At 67.6% G+C, this 25,793-nt stretch carries 18 protein-coding genes; 10 read left to right on the top strand and 8 right to left on the bottom strand.

Going from position 1 to position 25,793, the window contains the following annotated elements; genetic code table 11:
- Positions 1 to 29: 29 nt before the first annotated feature.
- The 6 genes from HUA78_RS38195 (at position 30) to HUA78_RS38170 (ending at position 11,400) form a co-directional block, all read left to right on the top strand.
- Entirely contained in the window at positions 30 to 1,727 is a 1,698-nt protein-coding gene (locus tag HUA78_RS38195; RefSeq protein WP_371745759.1) for an efflux transporter outer membrane subunit, read from the top strand.
- Positions 1,728 to 1,737: 10 nt separating this feature from the next.
- Positions 1,738 to 2,751 carry an HlyD family secretion protein gene (locus HUA78_RS38190; protein WP_174464093.1) on the top strand — a complete coding sequence of 338 codons (1,014 nt, stop codon included), beginning with the start codon at positions 1,738 to 1,740 and terminating at the stop codon, positions 2,749 to 2,751.
- A gap of 25 nt (positions 2,752 to 2,776) precedes the next feature.
- Positions 2,777 to 5,572, top strand: a complete 2,796-nt coding sequence (rbbA, locus tag HUA78_RS38185; RefSeq protein WP_174458715.1) for a ribosome-associated ATPase/putative transporter RbbA — start codon at positions 2,777 to 2,779, stop codon at positions 5,570 to 5,572.
- 2 nt (positions 5,573 to 5,574) lie between these two features.
- Positions 5,575 to 6,699 (top strand): ABC transporter permease, encoded by a 1,125-nt coding sequence (locus tag HUA78_RS38180; protein WP_174458714.1) that lies wholly within the window; start codon positions 5,575 to 5,577, stop codon positions 6,697 to 6,699.
- Between the two features lie 323 nt (positions 6,700 to 7,022).
- Positions 7,023 to 11,054: a PPC domain-containing protein gene (locus HUA78_RS38175; protein ID WP_174478429.1), complete on the top strand. Its 4,032-nt coding sequence runs from the start codon at positions 7,023 to 7,025 to the stop codon at positions 11,052 to 11,054.
- A gap of 97 nt (positions 11,055 to 11,151) precedes the next feature.
- Positions 11,152 to 11,400 (top strand): hypothetical protein, encoded by a 249-nt coding sequence (locus HUA78_RS38170; RefSeq protein ID WP_174478428.1) that lies wholly within the window; start codon positions 11,152 to 11,154, stop codon positions 11,398 to 11,400.
- A gap of 514 nt (positions 11,401 to 11,914) precedes the next feature.
- Here the strand turns inward: HUA78_RS38170 and HUA78_RS38165 are convergent.
- Complete coding sequence (locus tag HUA78_RS38165) at positions 11,915 to 12,784, bottom strand: aldo/keto reductase family oxidoreductase (protein ID WP_174458711.1); 870 nt, start codon at positions 12,782 to 12,784, stop codon at positions 11,915 to 11,917.
- 48 nt (positions 12,785 to 12,832) lie between these two features.
- Between HUA78_RS38165 and HUA78_RS38160 the strand changes: the two genes are divergently transcribed.
- Entirely contained in the window at positions 12,833 to 13,762 is a 930-nt protein-coding gene (locus HUA78_RS38160; RefSeq protein WP_246137109.1) for a LysR family transcriptional regulator, read from the top strand.
- A gap of 61 nt (positions 13,763 to 13,823) precedes the next feature.
- Positions 13,824 to 14,402, top strand: a complete 579-nt coding sequence (locus HUA78_RS38155) for a DapH/DapD/GlmU-related protein (RefSeq protein WP_174478427.1) — start codon at positions 13,824 to 13,826, stop codon at positions 14,400 to 14,402.
- A 97-nt stretch (positions 14,403 to 14,499) separates the two neighbouring features.
- On the opposite strand, the gene HUA78_RS38150 is transcribed toward HUA78_RS38155, so the two are convergent.
- From HUA78_RS38150 to HUA78_RS38135, 4 genes are all read right to left on the bottom strand, one after another.
- Positions 14,500 to 14,757: a hypothetical protein gene (locus HUA78_RS38150; protein ID WP_174458709.1), complete on the bottom strand. Its 258-nt coding sequence runs from the start codon at positions 14,755 to 14,757 to the stop codon at positions 14,500 to 14,502.
- Between the two features lie 183 nt (positions 14,758 to 14,940).
- Positions 14,941 to 16,047 (bottom strand): acyltransferase, encoded by a 1,107-nt coding sequence (locus tag HUA78_RS38145; RefSeq protein ID WP_174458781.1) that lies wholly within the window; start codon positions 16,045 to 16,047, stop codon positions 14,941 to 14,943.
- A gap of 590 nt (positions 16,048 to 16,637) precedes the next feature.
- Positions 16,638 to 17,120 (bottom strand): GNAT family N-acetyltransferase, encoded by a 483-nt coding sequence (locus HUA78_RS38140; RefSeq protein ID WP_174478426.1) that lies wholly within the window; start codon positions 17,118 to 17,120, stop codon positions 16,638 to 16,640.
- 140 nt (positions 17,121 to 17,260) lie between these two features.
- Positions 17,261 to 17,620 carry a YciI family protein gene (locus HUA78_RS38135; protein ID WP_174458707.1) on the bottom strand — a complete coding sequence of 120 codons (360 nt, stop codon included), beginning with the start codon at positions 17,618 to 17,620 and terminating at the stop codon, positions 17,261 to 17,263.
- Between the two features lie 449 nt (positions 17,621 to 18,069).
- Here HUA78_RS38135 and HUA78_RS38130 point away from each other — a divergent pair, with 449 nt between their 5' ends.
- Positions 18,070 to 20,334, top strand: coding sequence for a hypothetical protein (locus HUA78_RS38130; RefSeq protein WP_174478425.1), 2,265 nt, complete (start codon positions 18,070 to 18,072; stop codon positions 20,332 to 20,334).
- 12 nt (positions 20,335 to 20,346) lie between these two features.
- Here the strand turns inward: HUA78_RS38130 and HUA78_RS38125 are convergent, their stop codons facing one another.
- The 3 genes from HUA78_RS38125 to HUA78_RS38115 all read right to left on the bottom strand — a co-directional run bounded on the left by HUA78_RS38125 (position 20,347) and on the right by HUA78_RS38115 (position 24,180).
- Entirely contained in the window at positions 20,347 to 20,496 is a 150-nt protein-coding gene (locus HUA78_RS38125; protein WP_217442753.1) for a hypothetical protein, read from the bottom strand.
- A gap of 88 nt (positions 20,497 to 20,584) precedes the next feature.
- A complete protein-coding gene (locus HUA78_RS38120) occupies positions 20,585 to 21,544 on the bottom strand; it encodes a hypothetical protein (protein ID WP_141642099.1) in 960 nt (319 codons plus the stop codon).
- A gap of 230 nt (positions 21,545 to 21,774) precedes the next feature.
- Positions 21,775 to 24,180, bottom strand: coding sequence for a tandem-95 repeat protein (locus HUA78_RS38115; RefSeq protein WP_174478424.1), 2,406 nt, complete (start codon positions 24,178 to 24,180; stop codon positions 21,775 to 21,777).
- Positions 24,181 to 24,489: 309 nt separating this feature from the next.
- On the opposite strand from HUA78_RS38115, the gene HUA78_RS38110 reads away from it, so the two are divergent.
- Positions 24,490 to 25,662 carry a serine hydrolase gene (locus HUA78_RS38110; RefSeq protein ID WP_174478423.1) on the top strand — a complete coding sequence of 391 codons (1,173 nt, stop codon included), beginning with the start codon at positions 24,490 to 24,492 and terminating at the stop codon, positions 25,660 to 25,662.
- Positions 25,663 to 25,793: the final 131 nt, after the last annotated feature.

The following is a 25,793-nucleotide window of genomic DNA, read 5'->3' as shown; positions in this document are numbered from 1 at the left end:
CCGGGTCAACCATTCCCGCCGCGCCGAAGATGGACCGGTGTCGCGACAACGACACCCACATCGCGCTCAAGTCCCGCTCACGCTTGCCCTGGACCATGGCGACTCTTCCTCGTCACGGGGTGCTCGGAATGCGGGAATTGGGCAGTACCAGACAGGAGGTACCCCGAGGGCTTTCACCCATGGGCAGCGCGTTACCGCTGCTCTGCGTCCTTTCGGCGCTCTCCGGCTGCTCGGTGGGCCCCGAATTCACGAGGCCTGTCGCCGCGGTTCCTCAAGAGTGGAACACCCAAGGCGAACCGCGAATCACGACGCAGCCCGTGGTTGACGCCGAGTGGTGGAAGGCGTTCGGCGATCCGACACTCGATCGCCTGGTCGAGCAGGCCTACCAGCAGAACTTGCCGCTGCAGGTCGCGGGGCTGCGCATCGTGGAAGCCCGCGCCCAGTTGGGCATCCTCACGGGCCAGCAGTATCCACAGGTGCAGGTGGCCACCGGCAACGTCACCGGGGTGGGGCTCAGCGAGAACGCGGCCAATCTCTCCAGGCTCGGGTTCGACCGCGACTTCCTGAACTATGCCGTGGGTTTCGACGCCCTCTGGGAGCTGGATTTCTGGGGAAAGTACCGGCGGGGCGTGGAGTCGGGAACCGCGGGCCTGCTCGCATCGGCCGCGGACTACCAATCCGCCATCGTCGCGCTCACCGCCGAGGTCGCGCGGACGTATGTCTCGATTCGCACCTTCGAGGTGCTCATGGCTCAGGCCGAGCAGAACATCAGGATTCAGGAGGAAGGGCTGAACATCGCCCAGTCGCGCTTCAGCAACGGCGCGACCTCGGAGCTGGACGTGGTCCAGGCGGCGACGCTGTTGGAGAGCACCCGGGCCTCCCTCCCTCAGCTGGAGATTGGGTTGGAACAGTCCTTCAATGCCTTGAGCGCGCTCCTGGGCCGGCCCCCGGGGGCCCTGGAGGCGTTGCTGGCGGGGCCCAAGCAGATTCCGGTGGCGCCCGCGACGGTGGCTGTCGGCATGCCGGCGGAGATTCTGCGGCGGCGTCCGGACGTCCGCAGCGCGGAGCTGTCCGCCGCCGCGCAGTGCTCCCGCATCGGCATCGCCAAGGCGGAACTCTATCCGAGCTTCACGCTCGTGGGCTCCGTCGGGCTCGAGGCGAGCAGCGCCGGCGGCACCTTCGGCAACCTCGCCTCCATCCACAGCCTGGCCTACAGCTTCGGCCCGCGCATCGTCTGGCCCTTCCTCAACTATGGCCGCCTGAAGAACGGGGTGCGTGTCCAGGATGCGCGGTTCCAGCAACTGCTCATCAACTATCAGAACACGGTGCTCAAGGCGGCCCAGGAGGTCACGGACGCCCTGGTGGGCTTCGTTCAGTCTCATAAAGCCCTGTCATTCGAGGAGGCCGCCGTGAAGGCGGCCCAGCGGTCGGTGGAGCTCTCCATGGTGCAGTACCGGGAAGGCGCCGTGGACTTCCAGCGCGTGCTGGACGCGCAACGCTCGCTCCTCGTGCAGCAGAACAACCGGGCCCAGGCGAGCTCCGCCATCGCCACGAATCTGGTCTCCCTCTACAAGGCGCTGGGCGGAGGCTGGGAGGTGCGACAGGGGGTGCCGGTGGTCCCCGAGCGCGTCCGGAGCGAAATGGAGAAGCGGACCGACTGGGGCAACGTGGTGTCCACGCCCCGGAAGCCCGAGGTCTCGGAGAACCCTCCCCAGGGGAAGCAATAGAAAGCCCGCCATGTCCAAGACTGTCCCGAAGGGAAAGGCCAAGTGGATCATCGGGCTGGTCGCCATTGCGATCGCCGCATTCATTGGCTTCCGATATTGGAAGGGAAAGAAATCCGAGCTGCCGGAAGGGATTGTCTCGGGCAACGGACGCATCGAGGCGAAGCTCGTCGACGTCGCCGCCAAGGAGCCCCTTCGGGTGGGGCAGATCCGCGTGAACGAGGGTGACCTCGTCAGGCCGGGCCAGGTGCTGGTGCAGTTGGACACCTCCACGCTGGAGGCCAACCTCGCGGAGGCCAACGCGAACATCGCCGCCACGGAAGAACACCTGGCGGTGGCCAAGGCGGGCATCGTCAAGCAGCGGAGTGAAATCGAGCTCGCCACCATCGAGGTCGAGCGCGCGAGGCGGCTGGTGAAGGATGGCGCTGGCTCGCAGCGGGACCTGGACGTCCGCGAGAGCAAGCTGGAGACGACCCGGGCTGGTTTGTTGGAAGCGGAGGCCATGCTGAAGACCTCCATGGATGAGATTGAAGTCGCGCGCGCCAACGCGGCGACGATTCAGACGCGCATCACCGACGCGACGCTCACGTCTCCGGTGACGGGAAGAGTCCTCTATCGCCTCGCCGAGCCGGGCGAGGTGCTCGCGCCCGGAGGACCGGCGCTGACCCTGGTCAACCTGGAAGACGTCTATATGGAGATCTTCCTCCCCGCCAACGAGGCCGCCCGCGTGAAGATCGGCTCCGAGGCGCGCATCCAGGTCGACACCGAGCCCGAACGTGCCGTCGCCGGGTATGTCAGCTTCGTGTCCCCGGAGGCGCAGTTCACGCCCAAGCAGGTGGAGACGAAGAGCGAGCGGGAGAAGCTGATGTTCCGGGTGAAGATTCAAATCCCCAAGGAGCTGGCCGCCCGCTATGTCGAGCGCATCAAGACGGGAATTCGCGGCGTCGGTTACGTCAAGCTGACTCCTTCCGCATCGTGGCCGGCCCCACTGCAGAAGGTCATCGGGGCAGGCGCCGTCATTCCCTAGCCAGGCGACCGGTGAGGGCTCCGCCATGAACTCATCCGCGTCGCCAGATTCGCCGGGCGGGCTCTCGAGCGGCCCCGTCGTCTCGCTCCAGGACGTGACACACCGCTACGGCAAGGTCGTCGCGCTCGACGGCATCTCGCTCGACTTTCCCTCCGGCATCATGGTGGGCATCATCGGGCCCGATGGCGTGGGCAAGTCGACGCTGATGGCCCTGGTCGCCGGCTCCAAGAAGCTGCAGGAGGGGAGGGTGACGGTGCTGGGCGGCGACATCGCCGACGCCCGGCACCGCCGCGAGGTGGGGCCGCGCATCGCCTACATGCCTCAGGGGCTGGGCAAGAACCTCTACCTGGAGCTCAGCGTCTACGACAACGTCGACTTCATGGCCCGGCTCTTCGGCCTGTCACCGGAGGAGCGCAAGGTCCGTGTCCCGCAGCTCCTGGCGGCGACGGGGCTGGGAAAGTTCGCGGCGCGCCCGGCCGGCAAGCTCTCCGGCGGCATGAAGCAGAAGGTGGGGCTCTGCGGCGCGCTGGTGCATGACCCGGACCTGCTCATCCTCGACGAGCCCACCACCGGCGTCGACCCGCTCTCCCGACGGCAGTTCTGGAAGCTCATCGACGAGATTCGCGCCGGGCGCTCGGGGATGAGCGTCATCATCTCCACGGCCTACATGGACGAGGCACAGCAGTGGGACTGGCTCGTCGCCATGGACGAGGGCCGCGTGCTGGCGACCGGGACGCCCGCGGAGCTGATGGAGCGCTCGGGCACGAGCAACCTCGAGCAGTGCTTCATCGCGCTGCTGCCCGAGGAGAAGCGCAAGGGCCACGTGGTGCTCACCATCCCGCCCCGGCCTCCGGGCAACGCGGAGCTGGCCATCGAGGCGCACGGGCTCACGCGGCGCTTCGGCACCTTCACCGCCGTCGACCACGTCACGTTGTCGATTGAGCGCGGAGAGATTTTCGGCTTCCTGGGCTCCAACGGCTGCGGCAAGTCCACCACCATGAAGATGCTGACCGGGCTGCTGCCTCCCACGGAAGGGACGGCGAAGCTCTTCGGCGGCTCCGTCGAGGCCGGGAGCATGGAGGTGCGCAAGCGTCTTGGCTACATGACGCAGGCCTTCTCGCTCTATGGCGAGCTCACCGTGCAGCAGAACCTGGTCCTGCATGCCCGCCTCTATCACCTGCCACCAGAGCAGGCGAAGGCGCGCATCCAGGAACTCGTCGAGCGCTTCGACCTCGGCGCGCACGTGGATTCGCTGGCCGAGGCGCTGCCGATGGGGTTGCGCCAGCGGCTCTCGCTGGCGGTCGCCGTCCTGCACGGGCCGCAGATCCTCATCCTGGACGAGCCCACGTCGGGTGTGGACCCGGTCGCCCGGGACAGCTTCTGGGAGCTGCTCATCGACCTCTCGCGGAAGCAGGGCGTCACCATCTTCGTGACGACGCACTTCATGAACGAGGGGATGCGCTGCGACCGCATCTCGCTCATGAACGCGGGGAGGGTGCTGGCGTGTGACACGCCCCAGAAGCTCATCGAGGCCCAGAAGGCCGACAGCCTGGAGACGGCCTTCATCGCCTACATGGAGGACGCCATCGCCGACGCGGCCCGCGCCGAAGGCAAGGGCGCGGCCGCGGCCCCCGCTCCCGAGGCGCCCGCGCCCGCGCCCCCTCCGGCCCCATCCAAGCAGAGCGCCTTCCAACTGGGACTCGGCCGGCTGCTTGCGTACGCCCACAACGAGGCGGTGCAGATTCGCCGCGACCGTATCCGCCTGGCCTTTGCCTTCATCGGCTCGGCGCTGTTGATGCTCGTCTTCGGCTTCGGCATCACCACCGACGTCGAGAACATCCGCTTCGCCGCGCTGGACCTCGACCAGTCGACTGAAAGCCGTGCGTACCTGGAGCAGTTCTCGGGGGCGAAGCCCTATTTCACGCCGACTCCGCCCGCCGAATCCGCGGACGAGGCCCTGCGGCGGCTGCAATCGGATGACATCTCGGTGTTGCTGGAGATACCGCCCGACTTCAGCCGGGACCTCCGCCGGGGCTCCGGGCCCGAGGTCCTGGCCCAGGTGGATGGCGCCATGACCTTCCGCGGCGACACCGTCCAGCAATACGTCCAGGGAGTGCACAACCGGCTGCTGGTGGACCCCGCGAGCGGTCTCAATCCCGCGGGGCCCCCGAAGTACACGGCCAACATCGAAGAGCGCTTCATGTACAACCCGACGTTCAAGAGCATCTACTCCATCGTTCCGAGCGTCCCGGCGCTGCTGCTGCTGCTGATACCCGCCATCCTCATGACGGTCAGCATCGTGCGCGAGAAGGAGCTGGGGTCGATCATCAACTTCTACGTCACGCCCACCGGGCGGCTGGAGTACCTGCTCGGCAAGCAGTTGCCCTACGTCGTCATCGGCATGGCCAACTTCCTCATCCTCACCGCCCTGACACTGGTGGTCTTCCGCGTGCCCATCAAGGGCAGCTTCCTGATGCTGATGCTCTGCACGCTGTTCTACGTCATGGCGACGACAGGCCTCGGGATGGTGACCTCGACGTTCACCAACAGCCAGGTCGCGGCCGTCTTCGTCACGGCCATCCTGACCATTGTTCCGACCATCCAGTTCTCCGGCCTGCTGCAGCCCGTCTCCACGCTGCAGGGCGGCGCGGGCGTCATCGGGTCCATCTGGCCGGCGACCTATTACATGCACGCCAGCCTGGGCGCCTACACGAAGGGACTGGGAGCCGGCCTCATGCTGCGCGACGTCCTCTTCCTGGCCGCCTGCATCCCCGTCCTCCTGGCCATCAGCTTCATCGGCCTGCGGAAGCAGGAGAAATAGGGATGAACTCGCTGCTCAACATCCTGTGGCTCGGGCTCAAGGAGATTCGCAGCCTGCTGAGCGACGCGGTGATGGTCATCTTCGTCATCTATGCATTCACCCTGGCCATCTATGTCCAGGCGACGGGCACCTCGAGCGAGGTGAACAACGCCTCGATTGCCTTCGTGGATGAAGACGGCTCATTGCTGTCCAAGGAGCTGTTCAACGCCTTCTATCCCCCCCGCTTCATGTTGCCCGAGCTCATCTCCGCCGACGACATCCAGCCGGCCATGGACCGGGGCCGGTTCCTGTTCGTCGTCGTGATTCCGCCGCGCTTCGAGCACGACCTGCGCGCGGGCCGCACCCCGGACATCCAGGTGAACATCGACGCGACCGCCATGCAGCAGGCGGGCATCGGCGCCGGCTACATCCAGAACATCCTCACGGACCGCATCCACTCCTTCCTCCAGCGCACGGAGGAGACGGGGCCCAAGCCCATCAACCTGGTCATCCGAAAGCTCTTCAACCCCAACGGGGTGTCGTCGTGGTTCAAGAGCGTGGTGGCCATCATCAATCAAATCACCCTGCTGACCGTCGTGCTCACGGGCGCCGCGGTCATCCGCGAGCGCGAGCACGGGACGCTGGAGCACCTGCTGGTGATGCCGCTGACCGCGTTCGAAATCGCCATGGCGAAGATCTGGGCGAACGGCCTCGTGATTCTCGTGGCGACGGCGGCCTCGCTCCTCTTCGTGGTGCACCTGGTGCTGAAGGTGCCGTTCGCCGGTTCGGTGACGCTCTGGTTCTGCGGTGTCGTGCTCTACCTCTTCTTCGCCACCGCGCTCGGCATCTTCCTGGGGACCATCTCACGGTCCATGGCGCAGTTCGCGCTGCTGATCATCCTCGTGGTCCTCGTGCTGATGCTGCTGTCGGGCGGAAGCACGCCCGTCGAGAGCCAGCCGAAGTGGCTCCAGTACATCACGTACCTCCTGCCGGCCCGGCACTTCGTCAGCTTCTCGCAGGTCATCATCTACCGCGGCGGAGGGCTGGATGCCGTCTGGCGCCAGTTCCTGATGGTGGCCGGGGTGGGCATCGGCTTCTTCGTCTACAGCCTGTCGCTCTTCCGGAAGTCCATCGCGGTGAGCAAGTAGGAACAAGAGAACGTGGGGCGGAGGAACAGGTCCTGCGCGCCCCCATCGTTTTCAGCGATTGACGCGGCCAGGAGGCCCGAACAGGCACTCGGAGGAGGTCTACCTCGGAGCGCTCCTGCTGAGCGGGCTCGCCGGAGTCCACGTCGGCGTTTGGCAGGCACAGCCGTCGCGCCCGGGCATGCCACCCTACGTCTTGCGTCGCGTGCGTCGCGGAGCGCCATGCGCACTCGATGCGACAAATGACACAGGGTTGCGTTTGAAGGTTGGCATCGAGCGACAGGCCGGCGTCGCGGCGAGCCCTTCATTCACGACACGAGGATTCCGTGCATCGTCGCCATCTCTTCTCCTTGCTCGCGGGAGCGCTGCTCCTGCTGGGCGCCTGTGCGCCCGAACCGGTCGACGCACCGACCGCGGATATCCCTTCCTCCACCGAGCGTGAGGCCCAGGCCCTGGTCAACGGCACGCTGGTCACCGGCCAGCCCGTCACCGGCCTCTCCGCCGCCACCGGCGCGGAGCTCCTCTACACGCTGGACGTCCCGGCCAACCAGAACGGGGTGACGTTCACCATGTCCGGAGCGAGCGGCAACGCGGACATGTACGTCTACTTTGGGAGCACCCCCACGCCCGCCAATGCCCAATGCAGCTCGACGACCTCGGGCAGCACGGGAAGCTGCACCGTGGCCAGCCGGCTGTCTTCGGGCACGTGGTACGTCCTCCTCAAGGCCACCAGCGCCTTCTCCGGGCTGAGCCTCACCGGAACCTATTCTCCCCTTGGCACGGGCACCGGCGTCGCCAAGGTGCTCGCGGACAATCAGGTGGTGAAGGTCGCAGGGGCCGTGGGCGACTGGCTCCTCTATACGATGGAGGTCCCCGCCCAGCAGTCCTCCCTGGAGGTGACCACCTCTGGCGGCACGGGCGACGTGGACCTCTACCTGCGCCACGGCAGCGCGCCGACGCTGGCCACCTACGACTGCCGCTCCCGCGTCGTCGGCACCACGGAGGGCTGCTCGGTGAGCTACCCCAAGGTGGGCACGTGGTACCTCCTGGTTCGCGGCGCCGCGACCTTCAGCAACGTGAGCCTGCTGGGCGCGGCCGTCGCGGTCCCCACGCTGATTTCCGTCGGCCAGCCCCAGGCCAACATCACCGGGGCCAAGGGGGGCTCGCTCTACTTCACGGTGAAGGTCCCCACCGGACAGAGCCTCCTCAAGGTCGACCTCGCGGGCGGCACGGGGGACGCGGACCTCTACCTGAAGCGCGCGAGCGCCCCGTCGACCGCGACCTACGCCTGCGTCTCCCGGGGGGGCACGAACACGGAGAGCTGCTCGGTGACGAACCCGCAGGCCGGCACCTACCACATCCTCCTCTACGGCTATTCGGCGTTCAGCGGCGCGACGCTGCTGGTGACCACGACGGGAGGTGGCCCCATCGGGCTGCCGCTCACCAATGCCGTGCCCGTCGAGCTCAACAGCCGCGATGGCGGTCCGTTCGTCTACCGCCTCGACGTACCCCCCGACACGGGCAGCCTCACCATCGAGGTCTCCTACATCTTCAGCGGCCGGTACTGGATGTATGTCCGCCATGGCAGTGAGCCCGCGGGCGGTGTGTACGACTGCTCCGAGTTCGGCACGGGCCCGGAGCAATGCCAGTTCGACAAGCCCCAGGCGGGCCCGTGGTACGTCCACATCATCCCCGACTCCTCCTTCACGGGGCTGGACCTCGTGGGCACCTACGGCGGTCGCATCGAGACCACGGCCCTGCAGAACGGCCAGCCGACAGGCCCCGTCACCGCGGGAGCCCGGGACTACCTCTACTACTCGCTGGAAGTCCCCCCGGGGCAGAAGCGCCTGGCCTTCTGGGGCACCGGCGGCACGGGCTTCCCCCACGCCTACGCGAGGCTGGGCGGCATCCCGACGACCACGACCGCCGAGTGCGCGAGCTTGTTCAACTGGCCCTGCATCATCGAGAACCCGCAGCCGGGCACGTGGTTCTTCTGGCCCGAGTCCGGCTCCTACTACCAGGGCGTCTCGTTCACCGCCGAGTACACCGCGGCCGAGCCACCTCCGCCCGAGGAGCTGCGCAAGGGCGAGCCCCGGACGGGCATCGCGGGCCGCCCCACCGAGGACCGGATGTTCGTGTTCCAGGTTCCGCCCAACCAGACGCGGCTCAGGGTCTCGACCACGGTCGGCACGGGCAAGACGTGGCTCCACGCGAAGCGGGGCTCCGCGCCCACGTCCACCAGCTACGACTGCTCGGGCTACTGCGACATCGAGCGTCCGGAGGGCGGCACCTGGTACATCCGGCTGGAGGGAAGCTCGACGTACTCGGACGCCACGCTGACCGCGGACTACACCGCGCCCGAGACGACGCAGGACCTGGGCTACGGCGCCACCGTCAACAACTGGCCGCCCCGGCGCTACTTCAAGCTGGAGGTCCCCGTCGGAAGCACGGGCCTCAACGCCTACACGGGGGGCAACTCCGAGGCGAAGCTGTACGTGCGCCAGGGCCGTCTGCCGACGTCCTCTGACTACGACTGCGCATCCGTGAAGCCGGGCCATGTCCGGCAGGAATGCAGCATCCCCTCGCCCCAGCCCGGGGACTGGTTCGCCCTGCTGGAGTTCCCGTCGGACTACCCCCAGACGTCCGAGTCGTTCTACTGGCAGCACCTGGAGCGGGGGCCCACCTCCGACCTCGTGGATGGCGTCCCCGTGCCCGTCGCCGGCGCGTCCAAGTCCTTCCAGACGTTCCGCATCCAGGTGCCAGAGGGCCAGGCCTACCTGCTCACCGAGCTGCTCAATGCCCGCCGCACGCCCAAGGCGGCGTATGCCTATCAGTGGCTGCGGCACGAGGCCTCCCCGGCCAGCGTCTTCTTCGACTGCGGGCCCGCCTCCATCTGCGACATCCCCAACCCCGCCCCCGGCACCTGGTACCTCACCGTTCAGGGCGGCATCTACAGCTCCACCGGCCCGACGACGGAGGGCTTCGAAGGCGCGGTCCGCTTCACGACGACGGGACGAGACGTGCGGCCCCTGGCCAATGACATCCAGGAGTGGCCGTTCAACGGCGCGAAGGGCGCGACGAGGCACTGGCGGCTCGAAGTGCCCGTGGGCGCGACGGACCTGCTCTTCCAGTTGTCGGGCGCTCCCTACTCGGGCACCGGCAACGCGGACCTGTATGTGAAACACGGCGCGCTGGCCGACCCGAGTGCCTACGACTGCGCCTCCACGAACAGTCCTGGCAACGAGGAGACCTGCGCCATCACCAACCCGCAGCCCGGCACCTGGTACGTGGCGGTGCGGGACCAGGTGGGCGCATCGGTGCCCGTCCTGCGCGCTTCCTACGCGATGACGCCGGGCGAGCATCTTCCCGCGCTGACCTCCCATGTCTCCCTGTCGGGACAGAAGGGGCCGAAGTATTCGCAGAAGCAGTGGAAGCTGGAGGTGCCTCCCGGCCAGGCCACGCTGTGGTTCGCCACCGAGACTGGGACGGGGAGCGTGAACCTGAAGGTGAATCGGGGTGGCCGCGCCGTGGACGGCGCCACGCTGGACTGCGCGACGACGGGCCCGGGCAACCTGAAGCAGTGCACGTTCGCCAATCCGCAGCCGGGGACGTGGTTCGTCACGTTGACGGGGACGGAGGCGTACGAGTTCGTCACCCTCACGGGCGGCTACTTCCAGGCGGACACGGTGACGCCGCTCGCCAATGGCATCCCCGCGACCAACCTCCAGTTCGACGCGGGCAAGACGCAATACTTCCACCTGGACGTGCCCGCCAACGCGGCCATGTATTCGTTCGAGCTGCGCTACGACACGACATCGACATATGAGCATTTCGATGTCCGCGTCGAGCGTGGCACCCTGCCCACCGCCGCGAGCCCGCGCTGCGCCTACCTGGCCAAGGGCTCCGTGCGCTGCACCCTCGAAAATCCCGCCGAGGGTCCCTGGTATGCCCGCGTGCTGAGCGCCACCACGTCCTTCAGCCACGTCCGTGTCGGGGCCTTCCATGGCCCCCGTCTGGACCAGGCCCCGCTGCTGCTCAACCAGGACTACTTCTACGGAGTCAGCGGCTCCGAGGGCGTGGTGCGCACCTACAAGATTGTCGTTCCCGAGGGCGTCGACTACTTCACGGTGACGACAGGCTATCGGACCACGGGCGAGTCGGGCTCCTACTACGGGAACCTGAGCCTCGCGGTGCGCAAGGATGCGCCGCCGACGGCGACGGAGCGGGACTGCGCATATCCCTTCCCGAGTCCGAACTCGACCTGCACCATCATCGACCCCGAACCGGGGACGTACTTCGTCAGCCTCACCCTCACCGCCAACAGCTACAACCTGTGGGTGCTGCCCAACTTCCGGTAGCGGCCCCACATCCCGGGCTTCCGTGAGCGCTGTCTCTCGGAAGCCTTGGGGTGGCGCCGGCTTCCCATCCAGGGGGGCTCTGGGTTGAATGGGAGTCATGGCTCCTGAATGTCAGACGTGGGGCGTGGGGCTCCGTGGAGTCCTGGGCCTGCTGGCCATCATCGCGGGGGTGCTGCTCGCTCAGGGATGTGCCCGGGCGCCGGAGCCGGTCCCCGGCGATGAGGTCGAGGAATCGGCGGTGATGAAGGCCGTCTCCTCCAGGGACGCGGCGGCGCTCACGTCTCTGCTCGCTCGGGGCGAACCGCGCAACCTCCCGGGCACCACCTCCTCGTGGTCGTGCTCATGATGCTCGTGGGGAGCGCCGTTGGCGCCGTGGTGCTCTGGGGCGGTGTGCCGGCTGAGCTGACGGAGTGGCTGCCTTGGGAGTCGCGCCCGGATGTGTGGTGTGAGGGATTGCCCGTGGAGCGATGCGGGGAGTTTCCCCAGCACTGCCGGGAGGCGGCCTACTGTGATGGCACCCGCTTCTGCTCTGCGTGGAGCGGCGAGGAGGCGTGTGCCGGAGAAGGAGCCATCGCGGGCCCCCTGGCCTGCTGTCCCGGGTTGCTCCCTCGCTGCGGTGTCGTGTCGAAGGAGGGAACGTGTGACTCGCGGCTCGGCACAGCGGCCCAGCCCGTCTGTCGCCGCTGTGGCGACGGCGTATGTGACGCGCGGGAGACCCGCTGCGACTGTCCCGAGGACTGCGACCTCTCCCGGAGGGCAGGTGGACCCCCTCCCGGAGACGCGCTTCCGCCGGGTCGACGCTGAGCCGACGCTTCTTCACGGCCTGCCCCCGTGGTGGCCGGAGCCGGCGCAGGTCACTGTCAACGCGCGATTCCGTCGAGCGCGGTGATGCTCTTCTCCGGCAGCACGAGTGATGCCGCGGCCACGTTCTCGCGCAGATGCGCGACCGACGACGTGCCCGGGATGAGCAGGATGTTCGGCGCGCGGTGCAGCAGCCACGCGAGTGCGACCTGCATCGGCGTCGCGCCCAGTTCGTTCGACACTTCCGACAGCGTCGAGGACTGGAGCGGCGTGAAGCCGCCGAGCGGGAAGAACGGCACGTAGGCGATGCCCTGCTTCGCCAGCGCGTCGATGAGCGCGTCGTCTCCTCGATGCGCCAGGTTGTAGTGGTTCTGCACGCACACGATTTCGGTGAGCGCTTGCGCCTGCTCGACCTGGCGCGCCGTCACGTTGCTGAGGCCGATGTGTCGAACGAGCCCCTCTCGCTTGAGCTCGATGAGGACGGCGAGTTCCTTGTCGAGAGGGCCCTCCGTGGGCGTCATGCTCATCATGCGCAGGTTCACGACGTCAATTGCGTCGAGCCCGAGGTTGCGCAGGTTGTCCTGGAGGCCCGAGCGGAGCTCCGCGGGCGATAGCGCCGGGAGCCACGACCTGTCCGCGCCACGCCGCCCACCCACCTTCGACACGAGCACGACGTTCTTGGGATACGGATGCAACGTGGCGTGAATGAGCTGATTCGTGACGTGGGGCCCGTAGGCGTCGCTCGTGTCGATGTGGTCAATGCCGAGCGCAATCGCCTCGCGGAGTACCGCCGCGGCCGCTTCGGGATGGCTCGGCGGTCCCCAGACGTGCGGGCCCGCGAGCTGCATGGCGCCGTAGCCCATGCGGTGCACCGTGAGCGATGTGCCGGGGAACGTGAATCGACCGCCGAGTCTGTCTGTGTTCGTCATGGGCGTAAATCTAACGCTGGCCCCGATTCACACTAGCAAATAGCATGCATGCCAATCATGAACGTTGTTCGTGCCAGGAATCTCGACCTCAACCTGCTGCGCGTGCTCGTCGCCGTCGCCGACGCGGGCTCCGTCACGAAGGCGGCCGCGCGGCTCTACCTCACGCAGTCGGCGGTGAGCGCGGCGCTCTCCCGGCTCAGCGAGTCGCTGGAAACGCCGATGCTCGTGCGCCACGGTCGCGGCGCGATTCTGACGAGCCGTGCCGCACGTCTCGTGACCGAGGTCCGTCCTCTGCTCGAGGCGATGCTCCAGGCCTCGCTCGCACCGGCGCGCTTTGACCCACGCAAGAGCGAGAGGATCATCCGCGTCGGACTCGCCGATTACGCGGACGAATGGCTGTTGCCGCCGCTGCTGCGCCGGCTCGGTCGCGACGCGCCCAACATGCGGCTCGTCTGCACGCCGGTCCAGTTCCGCACGGTGGTCGAGGCGCTGGCGACCCGTCGCGTCGACCTCGCGGCCACGGTCATCGACAAGCTGCCGCAAGCCATTCTGCGCACGCCGCTCATCCGCGGCCATTTCGTCTGCCTGTTCGACCCGCGCCACGTGAACCTCGGCGCGCGACCTGGCAAGCGCGCGTATCTCGCGCAGGAGCACGTCATCGTCTCCTTCAACGGCGACCTGCGCGGCACGGTCGAGGACCGGTTCGGCGTCGAGCGACGCGTCCGCTGCTCGGTCGCGAGCTTCAGCGCGATAGGCGCCATCGTTGACGGAAGCCCGTTGGTAGCGACCCTGCCCGATGTCTTCGCGGCGCATGTCCTGCGGCAGCGGCCGCACCTTCGCAGCGCGCGCTTCCCCTTCGCGCACCCCGCTGGTGGCATGGACCTGCTGTGGCCCGCGGCGCTGGATGAGGACGAGGCGTGCGCCTTCGTGCGCGCCGCGATCATCGATATCGCCAGGCAGGTGCCCGCGCCTTCTTGACGCACTCCCAAGGAATGTTTCAGCGCTGGACCTGGGTGTGGGGTCGAGAGAAGCTCGTGGGATGCCCATTGACCGTCTCATGCGCATCCACAGCCGTGAGTCCCTGGCGAAGGGGGAGAGGGCTCTCGGACCTGAGTTCACGGCGATGAGCGAGCGGGTGCGACGGGTCACCGAGCTGACGTCGCGCCTCAACGTCCTGCCTTTCGAGGACGAGGCGGGCAAGGCCGCGCTGTTCGAGCAGATCCTGGGCCGGCCGCTCCCGGGGAGGGTGACAATCTATCCGCCCTTCTACACGGACCACGGCCTGCGGCTGGAGCTTTCCGAGCGCGTGTTCATCAATCAGGGCTGCACGTTCCTCGACTACGCCGGCATCCGGCTGGGCGAAGGTGTGATGGTCGGCCCGAAGGCCACGTTCATCACCGTCAGCCATCCGGTCGACCCGGGCGAGCGGCGGCTGTACCTCACGGGCGCACCCATCGACGTCGCGGAGAACGTGTGGATTGGCGCGGGCGCGACCATCATGCCCGGGGTCCGTATCGGGCGCGACGCGGTGGTCGCGGCCGGGGCGGTCGTCGTCGACGACGTGCCCGCGGCGAGCCTGGTGACCGGCCCCAAGGCGACCGTTCGCCGACGGTGGTGAGTCACGAGCGTGCTCCGGGCGCTCGGACCGGCCGGTGGGCGCCGCCTCATGAAGCAGCGCCTGTCAGCGCTCCAACGCAGGCTGCTTCAGCGGCTTGCTAGCAGTTGTCGCGGACATTGTAGTACTTCGACGTCCGCCCCCAGTTGACATAGCTGCCGCAGGAGCACCCGCGCTCACCGATGACCGCCGTGAGGGAGGCGTTGTAGTAGCGGGTGACGCTGGTTGGGAGGTTGGTGCAGTTCGGGAGCGGCGACTCCTCCGAGGCCAGGGTCGACTCCTCCTCTTGCTCCTGCTCCATGGGACCGCCACAGCCCACCGCCATCGCCAACAGACCGCCAATCAGGAACGTGCGCATGCGCCCTCCGTGAGGGGTTGCAGCCACGTCATCCATCAATACATCTGTCTCTTGAATCCCCGACAAACTCGTGACTCGGCGCGCAATGCCAGAGCACTCCACCGCTGACGCCCGAGGCTCGGCACTCCAGGAGAGGCTCCCGGAGTCCACGTGTAATGGGCGCCCTCTTGCCAGGTTGTTGGGCTAGCGGGCGGCGGGTTGAGGCGAAGGCTCACCGACGAGCCGTGTCTCCAGCCGCGAACGCCACTTGAGCGCGGGCCGTTCCACGCCGTGGTGCAGCGCGAGCGACGCGAGCAGCACCGCCACGGCGCCTCCCAGCAGTGTGATGGGGTGGAAGGCGTCCATGCCATGGGGCTCCAGCGCGACACGGACTGCGTGCTGCACGGCCTTGTGGGTGAGGTAGACGGTGAAGCTCAGCACCGCGAAGGTCCTCGCGCCGGGGATGCGGGCGCACACGCGCGAGGCGGTGGGGCCCGCCAGGGCCACGAGCAGCGCCGCGTAGCCCACCGAGGTCAGGGGGAACGCGAGCATCGTGTGGGCGAGATACCGGAAGTGTTCCTCGTTCAGCCAAAGCACGACGCCCAGGCACGCGAGCCCCACGAACGCCAGGCCTGCCGCGCGGGCCCCTCGTGTCCAGCGCTCCCATGCCGCGGGTCGGAAGACGCGCAGCGCCGCGAGCAACACGCCGCACGCCAGCCCGTCGAGCCGCGCGTACGTCGGGTAGTACAGGAGCGTGTCGTAACCGCGCCACCCGGCTTCACCCGGCCCGAGCATCGAGAAGTGGCGTTGCCACAGGCCGCCGCGCAAGAGCATTCCGGCCACCAACAACCCTGCCGCGCCCGCGAGGAGGTGCGGCGCCCGGACGCGTCCGCGCAGCGCGAGCACGGTGAGGGGCAGCACCAGGTAGAAGTGCTCCTCCACGCACAGCGACCACGCGTGGGAGAATCCGTTCCGGCGCAGTCCGAAGTTCTGCGTGAAGGTGAGGAAGCGCCACGCGGGCGTCTCCACGGGGCGTTCACTCCACGCGGGAATGAAGAGGTACAGGGCCACGACGATGAGATAGGGCGGCAGGATGCGCAGCGAGCGCCGCAGGTAGAAGCGCTTCAGGGACGGTGTCTCGCCCCGGGACACCGGCTCCAGGAGCTGTGAGCCGATGAGGAAGCCGCTCAGCACGAAGAACAGCTCCACGCCCGTCCATCCGAAGTTGGCGAGCACCTGGTAGGTCTCGTGGCCGTCGGGGCGCGGGTAGTGGAAGAGGACGACGATGAGGATGGCCAGGCACCGGAGCAGGTCCAGGCCGGCGAGGTGGCGCGGTTCGGTGGCGTTCAGCGGAGTCGGCTCTCAGCGGGGGGAGGCGCTGGATGCTAGGGGACATCGCCCGACGTGCGGCATCCATTTCCGCGCCCCGATGTTTTTCGTCACGCCGCGTCTTGAGGAAAGAGGGGAGAGCCGGGACGCCGTGTTTCCGATGAAGGCCAGGGCAGGTCCCCCGGGCAGGGCCCTCGTCGCCATCCGTCACGGATGCTCCGCCCTATTCGGAAGCGCGTTCGAAGACAGCTTGAATCCGAGGAGAATCCCAGCACGACCCGGTGCCGAGGCTCCACCGCCGGGAGATCTCCCGAAGCACGCAGCCACAGCTTCTTGTCGGGATAATCAAAGGTCCAGACGCGCCCCGCGAACCAGGCCTGGCCCAGTATCCCATCCTCGTACGTTGACCGGTCCTGTACCTCCGCGGCCACGGGGAGCTGGTCCTGGGTCCAGTGGGGCAAGGGGAGCGCCGTGGGGGCTGGGAGTCGAGGCACAGGACACCAATACTCCCAAGAGCATCAACCAGAGTCGTTGCGGCATGAGTTCGGTTCCTTTCTCCGAGAGAGCGTGCGTCAGAGCGGCTGGTGCATCACGAACGCATCGACTTCGCCCGCGGTGGGGTGCTGGAACGCGAGGGGGAGACGCCCGACGATTTCGAACCCGAGTGCCTGCCAGAGCTTCACGGCCCGTTCGTTCGTGCTGACGACGAAGTTGAACTGCATGGCGCGGTACCCACGCGAGCGAGCGTGCTCCATTGAGTGCGCGCACATGCGCCGCGCGATGCCTCGGCCCGTCGCGGCTGCGCTCGTCATGTAGCCGCAATTACAGACGTGTCGTCCGCCGCCTGCCTGGTTTGGTCGGATGAAGTAGGTGCCGAGAATGACACCGTCCTCCTCCGCGACGAACGTTTCCTTGTCCGGACCCATCCAGTACGCCAGCGCGTCCGCTTCGCTCATGTTCGCGTCGAGCGCGTACGTCGTGCCTTCGCGGATGGTGGGGATGATGATGGCCGCGATGCCCGTGGCATCGGCGGCTTCGGCTCTCCTGAGGCGCATGGCGGAAGCTTACTTGACCCAAGCAGACAGGCAACGCGGGCGCGGGGCCCCGGCTGGAGACGTGACCCGAGCCCGGCGCCTCCCTTGGATGACGTGGACCCGGAGCTCGGCGTTCCCCCTGCAATGGGGCATGTCCGCAGTCAGTCTCCCTCGTAGCAGACGCCGACTTCACGCAGCTCGACCGTCGACCACTCGGCCGCGGGACACTTGCGGGCGATCTCGAGCGCCTCCGCACGGGTAGGGCAGTCGAAGAGGACGTAGCCCCCGACAATCTCCTTGGATTCGGCGAACGGGCCATCGCGCAGGGTGTGCTGACCGCCTCGGACCTCGACCCGCACCCCTTCCGAAACGGAGCGGAGCGAGTCGCTCGCCTTCCATACCCCTCGGGCCTTGAGGTCCTCGACGAAGCCCACCATCCGCTCCATCTCGCGCCCGCCCTCCTCGGGAGTCCGGCTCCTCTTGCGGGTGCTCTCTTCCAGAATCAACAACATGTACGCCATCACAGGCTCCGTTCGTGGGTGGCTTCGGAGCGTCCCCCATCCGCCCTTCGAGCAGAAGCGTTTCCTGCGCTTGCCCCGGGCCGCTTGCAATCCATTGCCCCGGTCCGTCACGGACGTACGCGGCGTTGTGGAAATTCGGTGGAAATGCGCCGCCCAATTCCGTGGGGACTCCCCTGGTGGAGCGCCCCCATGCCCACCCGCTTCCCTCATCCCCCATTCCCCCGCGGGTTCCACGCCGGGTCACCCTCGTCCGCCGCGTGGCGGCGTGGCCCCGGAGTGGCGTGGGCGCGCTCTTCCTGACCAGTCCCCACCCGGAGCGTCTCGCCATGGCCTTTATCGACAAGCTGTTTCGCAGTCCCCCGCCGCCACCTGCCCCTGCGCCAGCCCCGGCTGCGCCCCCTCCGGAAGCGGCGCCTGTCAATCAGGCCACCCCTCCGGCCGGCGCGACCGTGGGGACCCCCTTCAAGGACGAGTTCACGCCGCCGGCGCAAGACACGACGCACGTGGCACCGCCTCCTCCTCCACCGCCTCCCGTCGAAGCGCAGGCGCAGCAGGATGCCGCTTCAGTCGCGGACGTCTACCGGTCCAGTAACGCGGGCGAGGCCGCGAAGAAGCTGGAGTCCCTGGTGGCGAGCCGCCCGGGGGACAAGGCCTACGCGGACGCGCTCCTCAAGGCGTCGGACGCGACGCTCCAGAAAATCGGAGGGGACCTGGGGTACATTGCCGACAAGGAGAAGAAGGACGACAAGTCCAAGGCCACCGTGCGCGACAGCCTGTCGGCGCTGGGCCGTGTGGCGGATGCCGCGGGGCCAGATGGAGTGAAGGTCATCTCCCAGCGCCTCGCTGAGGGGCTGCCGAACGAGAAGGACCTGGGCCAGTTCGACGACACCCTGAAGTCACTCGCGGAGGATTGCCAGTGCAGGGTGCTCACCGATGGTCTGGTCCAGGCGCTCGCGCCCATCAAGCCCAAGGCGGTCGAGGGGTTGAGCGAGCTGACCCAGCAGGCCAAGGACGGGGTCTCCCAGGCCCGGGGGGATTACGACAAGGCACTCGAGAAGAAGACCCAGGCGGAGGCGAGGCTGAACGAGGACCTCGCCCGGTTCGGCGCGGCGCTGGCGCCCGAGCAACTGGAGGCCTACAAGAACGAGTACCGCGCGAAGCACAAGGACGTCTACGACGCGGAGACGCAGGCGGCCGACAAGCTCGCCTCGACGTTGGAGTCGTCCCGGGGCTCGTTGGAGACGCTCGCCGTCGCCGGAGACGAGAAGGCCATCAAGGAGCTGTATGACGGCTACCAGTCATTGGCGAAGAGCAGCCAGCACGCGGATGACGCCATCCGCTGGGTGGGCAGCATCAGCCAGCTCCCCCTGGACCAGAACCCCGTCCTGAGGACGCTTGAGTCCGCGAAGGGCAAGGACTTCGAGACCAAGCTCCAAGATGACATCCTCGCTCCCGCCCTCCCCAACGCCCAGGCTGAAATCCTGGGCAAGGATCGCCCCACCGCGCCGGGGACGAAGGACGACGACCCCGCCGCCCTCGAGGCGGACAGCAAGGCCGCGTCGGAGGAGCTGAACACCCTCCTCGTCTCTCTGGTGGATGTGAAGGGGCTCGCCAAGATTCCCGGCGCGGTCAAGGACTTCCAGGCCGCGTTGGGCACGGCCGTCATCGACCGCAACTACGACACGCTGGCCAACAAATTCCTCACCGACTGGGAGGGCCAGAACCGCTTCATGAAGGCGCTGGGAGTCGCGGGAGTGGTGCAGTCGGGCTTCGGCGCCGTGAACGCCTTCCAGGATGGGAAGTATCCGGCCGCCATCATCAAGTCCGCCGCGTTCGCCAATGGCGGCCTGGAGCTGACGGCGGGCGTGCTGCACACCATGAACAGCGCCAGCCCCTTCGCCAAGAACGCGGCCAAGTTCGCGGCGCGCATGGCGCCGGGGGTGGGGCTCGCGCTCAATGGTCTCCAGATGAGCAAGGACGTGGAGAAGCTCAAGGACAACAAGGGCGACCCTGGCGCGTGGATGCAGGTGATGGGAACGGGAATCTCGCTGGCGGGCAACGCCCTCCAGTTCGCCCCCGTGCTGGGCACCGCGGCGGGAACCCTCATCAGTGGCGTTGGCTCGGGCATCCACCTTCTTGGTGGCATGGTCAGCGGGCTCCTCTCTGGGGATGACTCGAAGAAGGAACTGAAGGAGGAGCGGATCGCGCTGGTCCAGAACGCCGCCCAGATCGATGAGAGCGCCGCGAAGAACATCGTCGAGGCGGGCAGCGAGGACCACGAGCGGTTGATCAACGCGGGACTGACACCGAAGGACATCCAGAACCTGGCGGGGTCGACCGACCCCAAGGTGGACCTCAATTCCACCGCCACGGCCGCGTACGCGAAGGCCGCCCAGGCGTTCGGACTCAAGGACCCTCAGGCGCTCACGCAGCTCATCAAGCAGGCCCAGGGCAACCCCCAGGACCCGCTCACGATGATCGTGACGAACACGATGAACCAAACCTCCCTTGAGTTCCCGCGGATGAGTGACGGCAAGGACTGGTACAACCAGCAGGACTGGAAGGACCTGGGGCAGAAGTTCCGCGACGAACTGCTCAAGAAGCTGGACGGGACAAAAGTGAAGGGAGGCAAGGAACTCGCGGATCTCCTCCGGAAGGGGGACCCCTCCCAGGCGGACGTCCGCGTCATGTTCTCGAACTTCTCGGTCGTTTGAGCGCTCGAGGCGTCACCCCGCCAGGGTGAGGATGACCGACGCGGCCGTGCGCCGTGTCGGTCCGTGGTTCACGACCTCGATGTTGTTTCCATCCGGGACCAACACGAAGGCCGCGTAGGAGCCCGGGTGGGCGCTGCGTTCGCCCGGGCCGCCCTGGTCCATGCTCCTGAATGATGTCTCCTGACGGTGACCGCGCTGGTCCCTCCGAGCCCCGTTGTCCGGATGCCGTGCTCATTCGCCTTGACGCGCTTCATAAGAACTGTTGCACGCCCTGCGGCACGATGGTGTGTACGGCGCGCTGCATCGGTGCTCCTAGCGCGGTGAAGCCCCCGGGGTGCTTTTGAACCGCGAAGTGCCAGTGGTCATTGTCGTCCCTCCACCCCGCGATGAAGGCGATGCCCGGGTTGGGGACGAGCGCGGGGTTGTCGCCGTAGCAGTACCGGCCATGCATCGCGGGGAGTGGGCCGCCGAGCGCCGTGATGGGGACGGCGGCAACCGGCGGCACGCCGGCGAAACCGGGCAGCGCATCGGGGCGCAGGGCCACCGACCGCACATTCGTGCCCGCGCCCATCCGGGCCGTGTAGAAGGCGCGTTCCGCGCTGAGCCTCCGGGCATCGACGTTGACGCCGCCAGCGAGCGCTGCCCCGCCCCAGGCCGCGGGTGCGTTGACCCCAGGATCCCAGGCAATGTGTGTCACCCAGACATTGGCTGGCCCCGCGCCGCCCGCGGGCGTGGCGACGCAGAATGTGCAGCCGCTGAACATGGCGGTGAAGAAGAACCTGACGTGCGGGTCATTCAGATGCAATTCGTTCGCGCCCTGCGTCGCCCAGGGTAACCAGTATGCGGTGTATTGGCGGGTCCACCGCCCCACGGGATTCGCGACGCGGGCGAGCCCGACCTTCATCACCTGCAGCGCCGCGTAATTGGCAGCCGCGTTGGTGAAGGCCAGGCCGGCCGGTGCCGCTGCTCCCAGTGCCTGGCCAAAGGTCTGTCCCGCGGGAATGTTGCCGCCAAAGGCTCCCGCGACGAAGTCAAACGTGAGCACCATCGGTTCCGGGCGGGCATAGACGTTGTCGACCGCCCAGCCCCCCTGACCCAGGTCCATCACGCAATGGCAGGTCGGGCAGGGCTGGGCCGGCAGCGTGACCATGATGAGCCGATTCATGAAACCGAGCGGGTCTGCCTTGAACCTCTTGTTGAGTTCATGCACGCGGCTGTTCCTCCGAAGTGGGCAGGAGTGCAGTGCAATGCACAGTCCAACATGGCGCAAGGCTGTGTTCGCCCGGTGATGCGCTGCGTGGAGGAGCGATTGCGTCCTCGTGGGACGCGGTTTCGTCCCTCCGGAACGCCGCTCGAAGGCGTGGCTCCATCCACGCGAACTGGATGCGCGCCTCCCGAAGTCCCTGGGAGGCGCGCATCCGTGACTCGGTGGCTTCAGCTTCAGTAGACCACTACCGAGGCGTAGACACTGGTGCCGTTCGTATAGGCCACCAGGGCGCCGCCGTTCGACGGGAGCGCCGCGACCGCTGGCACGGCGCCCGCTCCCACCGTTCTGACATCCGTGGCCAGAATCACGGTGGCCCCCACGAGCATCCGATCCAACTGGATGTCGCCCGTCCCCCGCTGGGAGGCGATGTACGCGTTGCCGAGCGCGTCCGCGTCAATCGCCCTAGAAGGAGCGGACGTGACGTCCGTGGGGAGGCCCGGCACCTGGGTGCTCGTCCCCGGCGCGGACATGGGGATGACGTCCACGTTGTTGTCCCCGTTGGTGCCCGTGGCGTAGATGAAGCCGTTGGAGCCCGTCCAGTCCGAGAAGAAAGCCTGCCCCGGCGGGGAGCTCAGCGGGCCGAAGCTGGTCCCCTGGTCGCTGCTGCCGCTGATGTGGAAGGCGGGGGAGTCACTCACCGAGAAGACATCTCCGCTGACCTTGTCCACGAGGACGTCGAAGTAGGCATTGGGCTGATTCACGTCCGTCACGCTGAAGTCGTTCGCGCCTCGCGCGAAGTTCCGGAGGACGCGCACCCCGGCGCTGCCTCGCGAGACGGAGATGTAGAGGGCGTCGCCCCTGGAATCCATACTGATGCTGGGGTTGGCCGCGGTGCTGATGGTTCGCGGCGCCTCCCAGCTTGCTCCCGCGTCGACGGTCCGGGTGAACAGCACCACGCCCGGGCTCGCCGTAGCCGCGACGTACGCGACTCCCGTGGGGCCGCCTTCAATCGCGACCTCCGCCGCGTTGGTGATTCCCAGGGAAGTGGGCTCCACCCAGGTGAGGCCACGGTCCACGCTCACGCTGACATGGACCTCGCCACCACACCGCATGATGACGTAGAATCGCCCCAGTGCATCCACCGCCGCCTTGCGCCCCATGTTCGAGTTGGCCGTGGTGCAGTTCAGCGTCCCGCTGATGAGCGTGGGGGGCACATTCGAGAAGGCATCCAGTTGGCACTCAGCGTCGCAGCCATCCCCCGGGTTGGTGCCGCCATCGTCGCACTGCTCTCCCGTGGCGCTGTCGACCAGGCCGTCGCCGCACACCTCCTCGCCCTGGCAGTCCGCCCGGCAGCCATCCCCCGCGACGCGGTTGCCGTCGTCACATACCTCCCCCGAATCGGTGTTGCCGTCGCCGCAGAAGGGCGGAGGCCTGACGGTGATGTTGACCGTGGCGGTATTGGAGGTCAGTGCGCCGTCGCTGGCCGTGAAGGTGAACGAGTCCTCCCCCTGGTAGTCCACGGCCGGCGTGTAGAGCAACTGGGCGCCCGTCCCAGACAGGGTTCCGTGAGAGGGAGGAACGGTCACCGTGTACGTGAGCGCGTCCCCGTCCACGTCCGTGGCCGCCAACGTGATGGGCGTCGACGTGTTGTAGCTCACCGTCACCGAGGCGGAGGCAGCCACGGGCGCGTCATTGACTGGCGTCACCGTCACCGAGACGGTGGCCGTTGCCTGCTCCTCGCCGTCGGAGACCGTGACCTGGAAGGTGTCCTCTCCGGCGAAGTTCGCGTTCGGGGTGTACGTCACCGTCGCGCCCGTGCCTGTGAGCGTGCCGTTGCTCGGCGAGGTGTAGGAGAACACCAGCGCGTCGCCATCCGGGTCCGCCGCGGGGATGGTGATGTTCACCGAGGTGTCCTCGGGGGTGGTCGCGTGGACGTCCTCGACCGTGGGCGCTGAGTTGTTGTCGCAGATGCTCGGCTGTCCCGTGCAGGTGTAGCCCGGCTCCACCTTGCAGACGCTGCTGCAGCCGTCTCCAGAGAGCTGATTGCCGTCGTCACAGATTTCGACCCCACCAATCACCCCATCACCACAGATGGGCCGCAGTGACGTCTCCACCGCGTCCACCAGGTAGAGCGCGAGCACAGCGCCCCTCAGTCGCACGTAGCGATAGGGCTGGTTCCCAGGGTACGTCGCCACCGCGACATGCGTCCCCAGGCCCAGCTCCACCAGGTGCAACGAACTGGAGCCAATGAACGTCCCATCCGCCTTCAGGAAGTCCACCTGGGCCACCAGCGCCAATGACAGACCCTGGTAGTAGACGCGCAGGTCGCCGTTGCCTTCCTCTCCCTGGCCCAGGTCCAGCACCAGCGCCGAGTTGAGCAAGCCCAGCAGTGTCGCCGCCTGCCCGTCCGGAGCACCCAGCGCCGCGCTCGCGTTGAGCACCGTCGCCGTGGTGCCCGACGCCACGGCGTCCGCATACGGGTCCCATGTCAACAAGGCGTCCAAACGCTCACGCGTCAGCGCCCCATCCTCCGGAAGACGAACCTTCTCCTCCAACGGCTCCACGCCACAGGCCCCCAGCAGCAAGGCCAGCGTCACGCCCAGCCCCCACGACCACGGCATACCAGGACGGCTTCGCATCGAGTGTCTTCCCCCGAGGAGCAGGATGGAGCCCGGAATGGACCGTCCCCCCCCATGGAATGAACGACACCTCTACTTGCCCGCAACGGCTCAGCGCGCAACACCTGGATCGCCGGCGTCCTCAGACCACCAGCCGACAAGCGCTCGAGGACGATGGACACAAGGTCCATGACATGCATTTGCCTGCCTCCGCGCGGCGCCGCCCCACGTGCACTCCGGCGACGCTGTGAGACGTTGGGCGACGGGCACCCCACGCTCCGCGCCGGCTACCGCATCCTCTTCTCCGTACCCCCCTACGGAGGAACGCTCATGCGTGCCGTGCTCCTGCTGTCCCTCATCCTTCCGCTGTCCCTCGCCCAGGCCCAGGGCCTCCAGGCCCGGCCCGGCCCCCTCGCCGTGCCGGCCGTCGCGGCGCCGCCGTTCGCCCAGGTCATCGAGCGCGAAGTGCCGGCCCTCATGAAAGAAGCCCGTATCCCAGGCGCGGCGGTGGGGCTGATTGCCGGAGGCAAGCTGGTCTACGCCAAGGGCTTCGGCTTCGCGGACCACGCGGGCAAGGTGCCGGTGACCCCCGACACGGTGTTCAGCGCCGCCTCCCTGGCGAAGCCGGTCGCCAGCTGGGTGGCGATGCGTCTGGCCGAGCAGGGCCGCGTGCAGTTGGATAAGCCCGTGGCCGATATGCTGTCGCCGTGGCCGCTGGCGCAGAGCCAGTTCGACCATCGACTCATCACAATCCGTCGCCTGCTGTCGCACACCGCGGGCACGACCTTGGGTGGGTATCAGGGGTGGCTCGACTTCAAGGAGCTGCCGAGCCTGGAGGAGTCGCTGGCCGGCAAGACGAATGGACGCGGCGCGGTGGAGCTGTTCGCACCGGTCGGTGCGAAACTCCAGTACTCCGGCGGCGGCTACACCCTGATGCAACTGGCCATCGAGCGGACCACGAAGCGCAAGTATTCAGACCTGGCGCGTGAGCTGGTGTTCCGGCCGCTGGGCATGAAACACAGCAGCGTCGCGATGACGCCGGAGGTGCTGGCCGTCGCGGCGCAGGGACACGGCGACGATGGTGCGCCGGTGCCGATGCGCTACTACGTCGAGCAGGCGCCGTCGACCTTGACCACCAACGTCCGCGACTTCGCCCGCTGGATGATTGCCGGCATGACGAACACCGCCGGCGCGCATCCACTGAGCCAGGCGCAACTGGCCCAGCTGTATACCCCCGCGGAACTGAGCACGCCGCGCGCGCCCGATGCGCCGGCCTACGGCCTGGGCCACTTCATCGAACGCCTCGGTGATGGCAGCACCGCCGTTGGTCATGATGGACGCAACCAGGCCGGCTTCCGCGCCTACTTCTTGATGCGTCCGCAATCCGGCGACGGCATCGTCTTCTTCAGCAACTCCCGCAGCGGCGTGGCTTTGGACCGCATCGTCTGCCTGTGGGGCGCCGACGTGGCCAAGGTCGATGCGGCGACGACCTGCAAGAAATAGCGTCGCGTTCTACCCGGTGCCTGGAGCTGCCTCGTTTTTCGCGGGGCAGCTTCAGGGACTTTCACCGACAGAAAGGTGCCAGGGCTTTTTCGTGCGCTTCGGGTTCCCATGAATCGCGGCTCGCGCATTAG

This window comes from Myxococcus sp. CA033 (assembly GCF_013336625.1).
In the GTDB taxonomy this organism is placed as follows: Bacteria; Myxococcota; Myxococcia; order Myxococcales; family Myxococcaceae; genus Myxococcus; species Myxococcus llanfairpwllgwyngyllgogerychwyrndrobwllllantysiliogogogochensis.
Note: the sequence above shows the minus strand (reverse complement) of the source record. Positions and strands in the feature narration are given on the sequence as shown.